We start from the raw sequence: 13,024 nt of genomic DNA, 5'->3' as shown, positions 1-13,024 counted from the left end.
AGACGTTTTCGAAACGAATTCGGACGATCGTGAAACCGCAGGAGATCGAGCATGAGCACACTGCAAGCGGCTATCCCGCAGCATTTGCGGACGTTCGTGGAACCGCAGATAGAGCAACTGTCCCTCAGGATGGAATCCGTTCGCTGCGGTCTGTACGCGACGCTTCCGGAATCGCTCGGCGAAGGGTTTCTCTGGACGGCGGCGCTCGGCGAGGAGTGCCTCGTCAGTATGCATTCGATTCGCCTGAAGAAACCGCTCATCCTCGAGGAGCGCCCGACGGACTTCTTCTGCGTCTTCTCGGGATCGTCGGCGACGCTCCGGTCGCTGCCGAATGCGCCCGTCCAAGCGGCTGCGGAGCGCGAGAACGTCGTCTCGTTCTCCCAGGCGGGAGGAACCACGCGCTGCCTGATGCAGGCGGGAGCCCTTTACGAGTCGACGAGCCTCACCTACACGCCCGGTTACTTTGAGGGTTTGAAGAAGAGATTCCCCGACGATTTCGGAGACGCGGAGGACGCGATGCGCGCACTTGATCCTGTGAGCCCTCCTGCCGAGATGCTCTCCATTCTCAGGTCGTTCACCCCCGAACGGGCGGCGCGGCCCGGAGCGGCGCCGTATTATCACGCGAAAGCGCTCGAAACGGCAACCGCTCTCTTGGCCCGTTCCCGCACTTGGGTCGAAGACGAAGCGGGGCGGACGGACCGCGCGATCGTGGAGCGGGCAGAGGAGATCATCTCGGCGCGGTTTTCCGAGGGGCTCACCGTAAAGGCGATCGCAGACGAGCTTTTCGTGAGCCGCTCGCGTCTCTACGACGCTTTCAGGAACGTGCGAGGGATGGGCGTGGCAGAGCGCCTTCGGGCGGAGCGTATGGGAGCCGCCTGCAGTCTGCTCGGCTCCGGGGAGGCGGACGTGGCGCGCATAGCGCGCGCGGTGGGATACGCGCGCACCTCAGCGTTCGACGAAGCATTTCGCCGAACGTTCGGTTGCTCCCCCACGCAGTGGCGGCGCCGTCCCGAATGCCCGCGAATCGAGCCTTTCCGTCCTACAGGACGTGCGGCCTTTTAGAGCACGCGCGGCAATTTGGAGTTGCAGCTCTGTGCGTATTCGCCAAATTGGATTGTTGTTGCATATGGCTAAGGACGATCCCACCTCGCTCGAGTACCTCTGCGAGAGCGCGCCCGGGTGTCGTATCGCTGTGGCTGGCTCCTTGCCGGGCAGCCTCATCCGCGAGGGCACCGGGCAAGAACGATAGCGACGGGCATGTGTGAACCTTCTTTTGCATGATTGTTAGACGTGAGTAACTTTAACCTATAATGAGCGGTGAAAGATATCAGGGATTCAAGGCCGGCATCACAATAACCGAGGCCGGCAGAGCGGCGGGCTGCTCCGAGCCTGGCATACTCACAGGGGCACTCCGGAGGAGGCAAGGGCTGCACGCCCGCGCAGTTCGGAAGGCAGTCATAGCCGAATAATCATGAGTCATTGTTTTGCGGGGAGGGACTGCGTGCCAGAATTCAGCGCCATAGAGAACACCTTGTTCATCCCGATGCTCGGCAGGATCTACGCCAGCGAGCATTTCCCGAACATCCTGCACGACGAAACGGCCCTGTCGCTGAAAGGCGCGCTGCCGGAAGGCCTCGCGGACAAAGGCTCCCAGAGCCAGTACACCCTGCTGGCCTCCGCCTCCCGTTCCGCCAACATGGACCGATGCATCCGGCACTTCCTCCGCCGCAAGCCGGGCGGCGTGATCGCGGAGCTGGGGTGCGGTCTGGAGACCACCTACTGCAGGAACGACGATGGGCATACCCGCTGGTATGCCGTCGACCTGCCGGAAGTAATGGCGTATCGAAGGGCGCTGCTTCCGAAGCCGGAACGGCAGACTTACCTTGCCGGCGACGCCTTCTCGGGCGACTGGATCGGGCGGATCCGCGTTGACGCGCCGGACGCGCCGGTGCTGGTTACCGCCGGCGGCCTGTTCCACTATTTCGAAGAGGAGAAGGTGGTCGCCCTTCTGCGGACGCTGCACGGCTTCGGGAATGTGGAGGTGGCGTTCGACGGCGTGAGCGGAATCGGAATGGGCATGATGCAGAAGAAATACATGAAGCAGATGGGCCATGCCGACGCGAGAATGTTCTTCTGCGTGGGCTCCGCGGCGGAGCTCGCCCGGAGAATCGGCGGCGATACCTGCGCCGTTGCGGAAGAGCCCTATTACCGCCACGTCGACAAGGCCGGGCTGAAGCTCTCCACGAAGCTCAGCATGGGCGTATCCGACCGATTGCGCATGGTGAAGATGGTGTATGTGAGAGAAGGGGAGGGGCAGCCTCGGTAAAGGGGTGAACGGGGTCTCGTCGAGCCCTTGTCAATTTCCCGCAGTGCTCGCCGTCTCCGTAGGAAACCCCACGTCCTTAAAAACAGGATCATGCCCATGGGGTTCGAACTCCTTGCCGCCCGTTTGCATGGGCTTGTTCTCAATCGCCCTCATTCGGTCGAGGGAAAGCGTCATGTCAAGCAGCTTTGCGACGGACTGCGGCGCGACATTGATGGGGTCGTATACGCAGGTGATAACCAGCATATAGCAGAAGAACATGACTCGTTCATTGCCCGATATTTGGCGACACTGCATAGCGAAGGCGAGACGCCCCATAATCGATGCATCGTTTCTGCAACGATTCATCAATCGTTGCACAATCGTTGCAACGATTCAGGGAAAGGAGCGGCCATGCGGAGAGAGGCCGATGACCTTGGAATACAAATCCGAAGTCAACAGGGGCTTCCTGAAGACGGTGAGCGCGTTCGCCAACTTCAACGGCGGCCGCATAGTGTTCGGCGTCGACGACGGCGGCGCCGTGGTGGGGCTCGATGACCCCAAGCAGGCGTGCCTGGACATCGAGAACAGGATCAGAGAGACACTGCGAGTACGAAGCCATCGATGGCGCAGCCAGGGTGTTGGTGGAAAGAATCCCGAAGAAGGCCTTCCGCGAGGCCGTAGCGAACGCCCTTGCGCACCGCATCTGGGACGTGGACGCGTGCGTGAGGATATCGCTCTCGGAAGACGGCGCGGAGGTCGTCTCGCCGGGAGGCTTGGTTCCGGGGATGACGAAAGAGGCCTACCTTGAGGGCCGCTTCTCTCTGCTCAGGAATCCGGTGCTCGCCGAGAGCATGTTCCGCGCAGGGCTCATCGAGAGGTTCGGGACGGGCGTGCGCCGCATAAGGGGCGCGTACGAGGGCACCGGCTCGTCGCCGAGCTTCGAGGCGGGCGATGGCTATATCTCCGTCAAGCTCCCTTTCGTCGACAGGCGAAGCGCCCTGACGGACGAGGAACGGTCGGTTCTCGACGCCGTTCCGGAGAACAGGCTCGTGTCGCGCTCGACCGTGTCCGAGGTGACCGGATACGAGAAGATGAAGACGGTGCGCCAGCTGAACTCCCTTGTGGCCAAGGGCTACCTGAAGCAAGAGGGGGAAGGCCGCGGAAGAAGATACGCTCGCGCGGATTAGGGCTGTCGGATGTGGTCGCCTTTAGGGTCCGCACCTTCAAGCCATTTGCGACTTTTGCCGCAGTCTGTCACGAACGGCTGCGGCCACTGCCGCGCGGTGGGCTGCAAGCGCCGCCCGCACGTATTCTACGGGGCCCGCGCCGCGCAGCCCGCAGGCCATGGGCCGCGCTCCTCGCCCTCGGGGATTGAAGCTGAGAAAAAAGCAACAATCTCACTAATGAGTGGGAATAGAGTGAAAACCATACCTCAGGGACTAAGTGTCCTCGACGTATCCATCCTTTCAAACGAGCGATGAGCGTTTGAACGGCCCCCGAGATGACTCGGGAGCCGTTTTTTCATGCCGGGGCACCGATTGGGGGAGCCCGTTGGGCTGGGAGGGCGATTCTCGAGAAACGGGCTCTACGCCAACAATCGGGACACTACCATTTACTTCCGCCTTCAGAAAAACCACGTTCGCCCAGGTGGCATGCAATCACTCGAAGGTTCGCTGATTCACGCATCCTTTCACGCATCCTTGGCGGCAACGGTCCTCCTAGACATCATCAGGCGACCTGATGGCGTTTGAACGTCCTTATCGCGAGGGTAATACCCGCCGCGAAAAGCAAGAGGTAGAAAGCGGCGAGGAACACGGGGAGCTCGACCACGACAGGGCCTATGGCATACGAGACCATGTCGAAGAGGCTGAAGGGGTTCAGCGCGTCGCAGGGGAACAGGTAGATGATGTGGTTCGCGATGCTGTTCGTCATCGTCGGCACGAAGACCGGGACCAAGATGAGAGCAACGCCGACCGCGAGGATTCCCATGGGGCTGTTTATCTTGGCCGACAGCGCGAGCACTATCCCAAGGAGGGCGAGGGTTGCGAGGTACCCGATGAGGCAGCATATGAGGACGGCGGCTGACAGGCTTATGCCGTAGGTGCATGTGATGTTGTAGATCTGGATGGGTAGACCTGCGCCGTCGGCTCCGTAGAAGACGAGCAGTATTGCCAGGAAGACGAGTGTGAAGGCCCAGTATATGGCGCTTGCCGCGATCACGGAGGCCGCCGCCTTCGCGCGTCCGAGCCTTGATTTGCCGAACTTGGTGGACAGCAGGATGGCGTCGGTTTTGGCCCGGTACTCCCCGTTAAACACCGATGCGCACGTTATCACGACTGCGAGCATCGCGAATATGAGGAACTGGGCGAGGTCGAGGAACCCCTCCCATCCTCCTGCGTATCCGTACTCGATGGGCGTGTGCACGCCTTGCGCCTTCTCGCTCCAGAACGCCCTCTCCTCGTCGTTGTACGAGAGGGCCCCGTTCGCGTCGAGCTCGGAGGCTATCTTCGAGCGGACTTGCCCGTAGAGGTCGACGGTGCCAGTCGTGTCGATAGTGGCTGCCACGGACTCTGGCATCTGGTAGCCTTGCATCCAAGGGCTTGTCAGCAGCGCCACGAGGGCGCTGTTCTTCGCTCTGAACCCCCAGTACTCGTCCGTCTTCTCCCCGAAGGGCTTCCTGTCCATCCTGTACTCTTCCTTGACCTCACCGTCCGGACCGACGAACTCCTTGAACTCGCGGAGCGTCTCGGTGGCCTCCTCGTCGGTGATGGGGCCTGCGAGCGCTTCCGCGTTTGCCTTATTCTGGGCGATGGCGGCAGTGCCCTCGAATTCGGTGTCCATCTCCTTGGGGTCGAGGGCGTACTGGGACGTTATGTTGAAGATGGCTATGACCGCGACAAATACCATGACGGCTGCTATGGAGACCTGCGATTCGCGCCTTGAGAGCATCTTCTTGAGCTCGTATCCGATGAGGCTACCCACGGTGCGCTCCTTTCCTGCGTGCGATTGCGTCCTGTCCCGTTTCCGCTTTCGTCTGCGAAACCGGCAGGCATCCGGATTGCTCCTGGAAAAGGTAGAGGTAGACGTCCTCCAGCGTCGGCTCCACGGTGCGCGCGCTCGGATGCGGACGCTGCTGCGCCACCACGCGAACGATGGCAGAGCCGTCCTGGGCGTAGTGGATGTTGCCCACCGTGAGCGATGCCGACATGGCGTCTGCCTCCCTCGGGGTGACAACGCACTCCCAGACGCATCCCCTGATGTCCCCTGTGATCTCGTCGACCGTGCCCGTCGTGACGATGCCGCCAGCGCGCATCACGAGGATCTCGTCGGCGATGTACTCCACGTCCGAGACGATGTGCGTGGAGAGGATGACGATCTTGTCTTGGGCGAGAGAGGATATGAGGTTGCGGAAGCGGACGCGCTCCTTGGGGTCGAGCCCTGCGGTGGGCTCGTCGAGCACGAGGACAGATGGGTCGTTGAGTACCGCCTGGGCGATGCCGAGCCGCTGCTTCATGCCGCCGGAGAAGGTCTTGACCTTCCGCTTTGCGGCCTCTGCGAGGCCGACAACTTCCAGGAGTTCACGCGTGCGCACTTTCGCCTGCTGCGCGGTGAGCCCCTTGAGCGATGCCAGGTACATCATGAAGTCGCAGGCCGTGAAGTCCGGGTAGTAGCCGAAGTCCTGGGGCAGGTACCCGAGGCGCGCCCGATAGCCGTCGCCAAGCTGGTCTATGGGGATGCCCCCGAACAACACGCTTCCCGATGTCGGCCTCATGACGTCGCATATCATGCGCATGAGCGTGGTCTTGCCTGCGCCGTTGGCCCCGAGTAGGCCGTAGACGCCGGGCGTGAAGCTGAAGCTCACGCGATCGACAGCGATATGGCTGCCGAACTGCTTGGTGAGCCTGTCGAGCCTGAGTTCCATGTTCGTTCCTTGTCCTTCGTTCGATGTTGCAGATAAGCAGGAGGAGAGCTAGAGCGCAGCCTTTGACGGGCGTGGTGAGAGGCCGCCTGAGACGCAGCACATGAGCCTTGACGCTTCCAGGGCGGCGAGCGCCATGGAGGCCATGAGCGCCGCGACCCATACGGCGAGAGACGCGCCCTCGTACCAGAGGGGGAACGCCGCGCTCAGCAGCCAGAGCGCCGCGAGCACGGACATCGCAGGAGCGACGCTGACGACGAGCGAGTTGCCCGGCAGACGGCGCGCCGCATAGAAGCAGGTAGCACACGAGCAGAAGAACGGCGTGCATGCGTACAGCAGTACGCGAAGCGCGTCGATCCCCGCGAGCGTTGGCACTGCCGCAACGGCGAGCGTAATCCAAAGCACGTCGGCCAGGCCGAAAAGCAAAAGCCTGCTCGCCAACACTTGCACGCAGCTGAACCGGCACGAGTACTCCATCTCGCAGACGCGGGTCTCGAAGCTCTTGAATACCGATGGGGCCGCTATGGCAACCGAGAGGGCCGATGCCGCCATGACGACGATGGGGCTTCCCGAGCGCGGGCCGATCTCGCCGACGAGAGCGAGCATGCACGCCAGAAGCGCGATTTGGAGCATCCATGCCCAGGGACGCACGAACCGAACCTGGCTCGCGACGAACCGCCAGAGCGGGATGTAATCCGCCTCCCTCGCGCCTCCGCGGGCGCGAGCCGCCTCTGCTTCCACGAGCAGCAAGGTGCGCTTGCGCGCCGAGGCGTCGGGGGATGCCGCGTCATCGGCGTAGTAGCTCCTCAGCGCATCCTTTAGCTTCGAGTCATCCATGGCCTTCTCCCATCAGTTCTTTGAGCCTGCCGAGCGCGCGCCGCTCGATTCGATAGAGGGCGAACCTCGACTTCCCCGTCACGGCGGAGATGTCGGACATAGGCAGGCCCTGGCCGTAGCGCAGCTCGATGACCTCGCGCTCCTCTTCCGTAAGGCGGGCGAGGGCATCCGCCATGGTCAGCCGTCCGTCCATGTCTGCATGCCGCGCGTCGGGAATTGCCTGCGCATCGTCCTCGTCCAAGGCGCCAACCGGTCTCTGGCCTCGGTAGAAGTCGGCACAGACGTTACGCGCGCAGGTGTAGAGATACGCAAGGGGCTTTCCATGCTCGGCGTATAGCGCATCGCTCCGCACGAGCCGAAGGAACACCTCCTGCGTCACGTCTTGGGCATCCTCTTTCGAGGGGAGCCTCCGCGCGCAGTAGCGGTATACCTCGTCGTAGTGCTCCTCTGCGAAGCGCCCTACCAAAGAGTCGTTCTCGCGGCCTGGCGCGTCCGCCCTGCCGTTGCTGCCGTATGGATAGCTTTGCATTCTCTTTCCTCACCTCCTATAGGGCATAACGTGGTTTGGCGCTGGGATGTGCGCGGTTTTTTGAAATGTACGTCCCATGCAATGAAGAAAAACCGCAGCCGGCGATGCTCGGTGAGTGGTGGATATGCGAGGGAGTGGCGGGCGGAAAGGGAGCCTATTCGCTTTCCCAAACCGCTCTGGTCATTTGAACGAGGCACACCAAAGATTGTAATCGTCCTGAACAGGGCTGGTATGTGCTCGCGTTCCGCGCATAGTTGCCGGATTGTCGATATGAGGAGAATGCCAGACGGGCTTATCGAGGGAATCGGCCCGCTATACGTCGGCGTCGCTCGCGCCCGAAGGGCGGTATATGCCTCCGCCTCGATGCGGCGCAGGACAAAACCGGGGGACCGTCAGGCCACCTGTCCCCCTTGTCTAATGTCTATCCCGATGAGCGACTCGGGCGCAAGATGGCTCGGCAGCGCGTCCTTCATGCGCTTCGCCGAGGGTTTCCCGTGGCCGCAGACCTTCGCGACGGTGTTCTTATGGACGCCGTCGCCGCGGCGCTCGGGTTCGCCATCGCGAGTGCGGTCATGTGGTCTTCGCGCTCAGCCGACGCCGGGCTTTCCGCAGTGATTGCGGAGCTCTCACCATTCGGGGCGCTCTCGTCGCCCGTGCCCGTCGCGGCACCTGCGTTCTCCCCAGCCTGCGCTCCATTCGAGACGTCTGAGTCATCTTCCACGGCATCGCCTTCCCCACAAGGCGCGATCGCTCGATAGGTGTCTGCCTTGTTGCCCGGCACAGTCGAAGGCGGATAGGCGACACCATCCGACGCGGCATGCCACAAGCCGTCCGCCCCAGGAATAAACGTCGCATTCGGCTGCGGCAGGAAGCACTTGCTGCCTACCCAGGTAAACGACTCGCCGAGGGTAACCTCCGCAAGCTTGGAGCAGTTATAGAACAGGTTTGCCATCTGCTCCACATTCGACATATCGAACGAGGACAGGTTAAGAGACGCAAGCGAGGAGCAGCCGTAGAAGAGACAGCTCAAATCCTTCGCAGCCGACGTATCGAACGACGAAAGGTCGAGAGACTTAAGCGAGGAACAGCCCGAGAACATATGGTTGAAGTCGGTGACGGTCGATGTCTTAATGCCAGAGACGTTCACCGACTCTAGCTTGGAACAGTCCGCGAACAGGTAACTTAGATTCTTTGCAGAAGACGTGTCAAGAAGTGAGAGGTCGATCCGCGTAAGCCCCGAGCATCCCGAGAACATTCCGTAGAACGTCTCGACTTTGGCAGTTGATGCCTTCGACAGGTCGAGCTCGGTCAGCGACCCGCACCCGTAGAACGCCTGGGAGACATCGGTGGCGGCAGAGGTGTCGAACATCGATACGTTGAGTGAAGAAAGCGAGTTGCAGTTGTAGAACATCGATGCGAAGGTGGTTGCAGCGCTTGTGTTGAAGTGCGACAAGTCGAGGGCGCGAAGCGAGCTGCAGCCGCGGAACATCTCCTTGAACGTTTTGACGTTTCTCGTCTCGAACGACGAGATATCGAGCTTTTCAAGGGATGCGCATTGGTAGAACATCTGGCTGAAATTGTTTCCGCTCGACGTGTTCCAACCCGCAAGATTCACGCTCCGAAGTGACGAGCAATCCTGAAAGACGTCGGCAAAAGATATGACGGAGCTTGTGTCAAGCGCAGAAAGGTCGATCTCTGTGAGGGATTTGCACCCCGAGAAGGCATAGCTCAAGCTCGTCGTTTTCGACGTATCGAGCTTGGAAATGTTGACCGAAAAGAGATTGTCGCAGGTGAAGAACCACGCGTACATCGTCTGCGGGGCGATACCGTCGTCAACGACCGCGACGCGCTTGATCTTGCTCGCGATGCCCCTCCACGGCGGAGTGTGCTTCGTGTTCTGGATATTTGCGTACACCGCCGTCGCCGTCTTGCCCTCGAACATGCTTCCCTCGATGGGCAGGGCCCGGCGCTTATAGAAGGTGAGCGAGGCGTCGTCTTCGGAATAGACGGCGAACGGGGCGGAGTCCGATGCGTCAGGCTCCGTCGACGGGGCGCAGAAGAGAAAGGACGCGGAGAGCAGCGCCACGGAATTTTGAGATGACTGCTTGAACAGGTCGGCGTGCGTAGTGGGATCGATCGGGGACACCGACCAGCTCACATCGAGTGAACCTCGCGCAGGGACGATCAGCGTCGGGTCGTAGGACGCACGGCCCGCCGAGTAGTCGAGCAGTGTCGACCCGTTCGCCTTCGCCGAGATGGAGATATCTTCGTAGTCCGATTTCGCCGAGGCCATGGCAAGACGCGCCGGGGTGCTGCCGGAGTTCTCAATCTTCCACGAGGTCGGCGCCACGACCGTCCCGTCGGAAAGCAGCTTGCACGGCACGGTCGTGGGCACGCTCACCACAATCGTGTCCTCGTCCTCCGCGGACAGACCTGCCCCTCCCTCGTCGGCATATGCGGGCACAAAGGAAAGGGCAAGGCACAACACAACCACGAACGCTGCCGCGATCGATATCGCGGCAGCGTGGCATATTCCCGTTATTGCCCGCACGCAACGCATACGATGCGGCTCGTTGTTACTGCGCAGCGCCGGAAGCGACGGTCCAGGTGATGGCTGCCGCCTTTTGGGGCGTTGAGATGTCGGTGTTCACGCGCGCGATCTTCGCGTCGTTGGTCTTGAGAGAGATCGTGTCGGTCGCGGAGCCTTCGTAGCCCATGTTCCATGCCGCCTCGGAAGAGGTGTCAACGGATGCGGCCGCCTTCGTGCCGTTGATGGTGAACTGAAAGGCATTCGCTTCGGTGCTTGCCGTCACATCGGCGACGAGCTTGAAAGGCGACTGCTCGGCGACAGCCATGTTTACCACGTGAATCGGAAATACCGACTTGTTCTGAATCTTCAGGCTATCCGCAGATGCGCTGAGCATCGTGCCGTCGGCCTTGGCGACGAAGGGAATCTGCGTCGGCACCGAGAACGACAGGTTGTCGCCGGAGGGGTCGGGGGTCACGGACTGGACGGTGACGTCCGTCGATTGCGAGGTGGTGCCAGCGGCGAAAGCGAGGGTGGGGGTTGCGACGGCAGCTGCCACGACAAGGCTTACGGCCAGCGCGCCTGCGCACGTCTTGAGTTTTCGATTGTTGGTTGTGTCCACGGAAGGAAACCTCTTTCTTGTTCGAAGCGAGCCCATCTCGCTTCATTGCTTGCATTGCGCCACTGAGGAAATCAGCGGCAGCGATACCCTATCACTATCGTTTTGGGCGGGTGGAGAAGGTGGCGTTATTTGTCCCCGGCAGTTGACGCCGCCACAATAGTGACGGAAACGGTTTGGGGGTTGCCCGACGGCGAGCCGGTCTCACGGTCGCAGCCCTGCACCGTCACGGTCGCAGGTCCCTCATGGGCGTCCGGCGCGTCGCACCATTCGACGACCTCGCCGGGGGCGATAAGCCCCGAGCTATACAGCTCCACGCCGTCCTGTGAGAGGGTAAACGTTTGCGAGAACTTGTTTTCCGCCACGTTCGAGACGTTTACGCGCACTTTTCCATCTGACAGCTTGGGCTTTGCCGACACGGAAATCGTCATGCGCGATTCGTCAGCCTGACGGTTGAGGTCGGCGATGATTTCCTCGTCGCTTTTGCCCTCGTAACCCTGCACAGTCGCTCCGGGGTCGGCCTTTGGTCGGGCGAACTGCCATATCGTACAACCGCCGATGGAGAGAAGCAGCAGCAGGAGCACTATCGAAGCAACGATGCGCCTCTTCTTATTGCGCTCGCTAAACTCTTGCTCCGATTTACTCAATTCCCCACCCTTTAAAGCACTGCCGCTATTTGAGAAACCTCATGTGAGAGCCGCGCCTTCGAGATTCGCTCATTCGGCCCCGAAACAAGGGCATCGCGCATCCCGAGCATTTGCAAATCCCACTATTGGTTTCGCGCTGGGGAATTATTCCAGAGCAATCCCCCTTGCTGCAAGAACTTCATCTGCTGGCGGTATGCCAACCACACAAAATGCTCATTTGCTCTGGTGGTTCGCGCGCTATTTCTGTTCAACGGCGCCGCAGTCGATGGGGGCTTTCACCAAAATGCGAGCCATGGCCGACCCCAGGTCGACCCTCGCCCATGTCCTCAGCTGAGGGTGGAGATCCCCGGGCACGCCATCACGGTTGTGACCGGTGTCTCCGGTTCAGGAAAAGCTCTCTGGTTCTGGACACCATAGCGGCTCAATCCCGCCGGGAACTTAATGGGATCTTCCCCAGTTTTACCCAGCGGTATCTGCCCAAATACGGTCGGCCCCATGTAGGGTAGATCCACAGTTTGCCTCCGGCCATCGCGATCGATCAGAGCAAGCCGTCCGGTCAGGTGCGTTCTACCGTGGACACCCAAACCGACACATATTCCTTGCTGCGAAAGATCATTGACGGTACCCTCGCCTTCGTTATGCACGGTATTTCTGAAAGCAAAAAAACGTGTTGACGATGACGTAGCGTCATCGCGTATCGTTCAATGCTGTTTGCGGTGCCGCCTGCATGTGCGGGGGGCACGGCCGTATGCAGAGACGAGATCGCCGAAGAGCCGCGAGGACGCACACCGGGCGATTGCCGAGGCGGGGCGCATGGACGCCCCGCTGAACGTAGGAGATTAGATGAGCGATCCGGCATATCTGACGGTGGGGGATCTCGCGCGCCGCGTGGGGGTTACCGTGCGTACGATCCAGTACTACGATCAGCAGGGACTCATGTCGCCGTCGGCGAAAGGGCCCAAAAACCAGCGCCTGTACACCGAGAAGAACGTACAGGATCTGTACCGCATCCTGACCCTGAAATACCTGGGGCTTTCCCTTTCCGAGATCAAAGCCGATGCGGGGCTCTTCTGCGACGCGTCGGCGTTCCATTCGCTTGCGAGCAGCAAAATGGATGATATCGAAAAGGATTTCCAGAATCTGTTCAAGCGTTTGACCACGATGCGCGCCCTGCTCGAGGCGTCCAACGAGCCCGACGAGGTCGATTGGGCCGCCATGGCCGACACCATAGAGCGCAGCCAGGACGATAGCCAGTTTTTCTGGCGGCTCATCTGCATAAACGAGAGCGGCTTAACCGAGGCTACCGATGAGGATATCGCGTTGCGCGGGCAATCGGTCTCGAAATGGCACGAGCTCATCGCCGATACCATCAGGCAGATGTCGGAAGGGGAGCCTCTCGACAGTCCTGGCAACCGCGATCTGGCCCGGCGCTACCTCGAGCTCGACGAATTCCAGCAAACGCTTTCGGCGAACCAGAACTTCATCCTCATGGAGAACATCTCGCCGCACCACGGGCACGCTCCCGGACATCATGGCGAAAACGGCTCGTTCGACGAACTGCGCCAATCGGTGTGCGATCACCTCGATGCGGTTGTGGCGGCCTATCGGCAAACGGGGTAGCGCGCAGCGGGACAGCGTTCG

The 13,024-nt window shown here is 60.9% G+C and carries 12 protein-coding genes and 1 pseudogene; 5 read left to right on the top strand and 8 right to left on the bottom strand.

All coding sequences use genetic code 11. From position 1 onward, the window contains the following. The first annotated feature begins 84 nt into the window (after positions 1 to 84). Together GDJ97_RS08110 and GDJ97_RS08105 are read left to right on the top strand one after the other, a co-directional pair. Entirely contained in the window at positions 85 to 1,062 is a 978-nt protein-coding gene (locus GDJ97_RS08110) for an AraC family transcriptional regulator (RefSeq protein WP_193221365.1), read from the top strand. A 439-nt stretch (positions 1,063 to 1,501) separates the two neighbouring features. Continuing rightward, on the top strand, positions 1,502 to 2,326 hold the full coding sequence (locus tag GDJ97_RS08105; protein ID WP_226808937.1) for a class I SAM-dependent methyltransferase: 825 nt from the start codon (positions 1,502 to 1,504) through the stop codon (positions 2,324 to 2,326). Positions 2,327 to 2,356: 30 nt separating this feature from the next. On the opposite strand, the gene GDJ97_RS08100 is transcribed toward GDJ97_RS08105, so the two are convergent. After that, entirely contained in the window at positions 2,357 to 2,584 is a 228-nt protein-coding gene (locus tag GDJ97_RS08100) for a hypothetical protein (protein ID WP_152070782.1), read from the bottom strand. Here GDJ97_RS08100 and GDJ97_RS09885 point away from each other — a divergent pair. Both GDJ97_RS09885 and GDJ97_RS08090 read left to right on the top strand, forming a co-directional pair. Then, positions 2,583 to 2,897 (top strand): annotated as a pseudogene (locus tag GDJ97_RS09885) (helix-turn-helix domain-containing protein); the annotation flags it as partial. The gene GDJ97_RS08100 and the pseudogene GDJ97_RS09885 sit on opposite strands and share 2 nt — an antisense overlap. Positions 2,898 to 2,946: 49 nt before the next feature. Next, positions 2,947 to 3,492 carry an ATP-binding protein gene (locus GDJ97_RS08090; protein WP_193221364.1) on the top strand — a complete coding sequence of 182 codons (546 nt, stop codon included), beginning with the start codon at positions 2,947 to 2,949 and terminating at the stop codon, positions 3,490 to 3,492. Between the two features lie 541 nt (positions 3,493 to 4,033). Here the strand turns inward: GDJ97_RS08090 and GDJ97_RS08080 are convergent. The 7 genes from GDJ97_RS08080 to GDJ97_RS08050 all read right to left on the bottom strand — a co-directional run bounded on the left by GDJ97_RS08080 (position 4,034) and on the right by GDJ97_RS08050 (position 11,383). Then, positions 4,034 to 5,287 carry a hypothetical protein gene (locus GDJ97_RS08080; protein ID WP_152070779.1) on the bottom strand — a complete coding sequence of 418 codons (1,254 nt, stop codon included), beginning with the start codon at positions 5,285 to 5,287 and terminating at the stop codon, positions 4,034 to 4,036. After that, a complete protein-coding gene (locus tag GDJ97_RS08075) occupies positions 5,280 to 6,227 on the bottom strand; it encodes an ABC transporter ATP-binding protein (protein WP_152070778.1) in 948 nt (315 codons plus the stop codon). Before GDJ97_RS08075 ends, GDJ97_RS08080 begins: the two co-directional genes overlap by 8 nt. A gap of 48 nt (positions 6,228 to 6,275) precedes the next feature. Beyond that, a complete protein-coding gene (locus GDJ97_RS08070) occupies positions 6,276 to 7,061 on the bottom strand; it encodes a hypothetical protein (RefSeq protein WP_152070777.1) in 786 nt (261 codons plus the stop codon). Beyond that, positions 7,054 to 7,590, bottom strand: coding sequence for an RNA polymerase sigma factor (locus GDJ97_RS08065; protein ID WP_152070776.1), 537 nt, complete (start codon positions 7,588 to 7,590; stop codon positions 7,054 to 7,056). Before GDJ97_RS08065 ends, GDJ97_RS08070 begins: the two co-directional genes overlap by 8 nt. 469 nt (positions 7,591 to 8,059) lie before the next feature. Further along, positions 8,060 to 10,084 (bottom strand): BspA family leucine-rich repeat surface protein, encoded by a 2,025-nt coding sequence (locus GDJ97_RS08060; RefSeq protein WP_193221363.1) that lies wholly within the window; start codon positions 10,082 to 10,084, stop codon positions 8,060 to 8,062. Positions 10,085 to 10,166: 82 nt separating this feature from the next. Beyond that, on the bottom strand, positions 10,167 to 10,739 hold the full coding sequence (locus tag GDJ97_RS08055) for a hypothetical protein (RefSeq protein WP_152070774.1): 573 nt from the start codon (positions 10,737 to 10,739) through the stop codon (positions 10,167 to 10,169). Between the two features lie 125 nt (positions 10,740 to 10,864). Further along, entirely contained in the window at positions 10,865 to 11,383 is a 519-nt protein-coding gene (locus GDJ97_RS08050) for a hypothetical protein (protein WP_152070773.1), read from the bottom strand. Positions 11,384 to 12,226: 843 nt separating this feature from the next. On the opposite strand from GDJ97_RS08050, the gene GDJ97_RS08040 reads away from it, so the two are divergent. Continuing rightward, positions 12,227 to 13,003: a MerR family transcriptional regulator gene (locus GDJ97_RS08040; protein ID WP_152070772.1), complete on the top strand. Its 777-nt coding sequence runs from the start codon at positions 12,227 to 12,229 to the stop codon at positions 13,001 to 13,003. The last annotated feature ends 21 nt before the right edge of the window (positions 13,004 to 13,024 follow it).

Origin of the sequence: Collinsella sp. AK_207A, from assembly GCF_902501965.1 — a bacterium.
Classification (GTDB): Bacteria; Actinomycetota; Coriobacteriia; order Coriobacteriales; family Coriobacteriaceae; genus Collinsella.
This window is presented reverse-complemented; position numbering and strand designations above follow the sequence as displayed.

Coding starts and splice junctions, on each gene's coding strand:
- GDJ97_RS08040 (WP_152070772.1), top strand. CDS start 12,227: ATGAGCGATCCGGCATATCTGACGGTGGGGGATCTCGCGCGCCGCGTG.
- GDJ97_RS08070 (WP_152070777.1), bottom strand. CDS start 7,061: ATGGATGACTCGAAGCTAAAGGATGCGCTGAGGAGCTACTACGCCGAT.
- GDJ97_RS08065 (WP_152070776.1), bottom strand. CDS start 7,590: ATGCAAAGCTATCCATACGGCAGCAACGGCAGGGCGGACGCGCCAGGC.
- GDJ97_RS08075 (WP_152070778.1), bottom strand. CDS start 6,227: ATGGAACTCAGGCTCGACAGGCTCACCAAGCAGTTCGGCAGCCATATC.
- GDJ97_RS08100 (WP_152070782.1), bottom strand. CDS start 2,584: ATGTTCTTCTGCTATATGCTGGTTATCACCTGCGTATACGACCCCATC.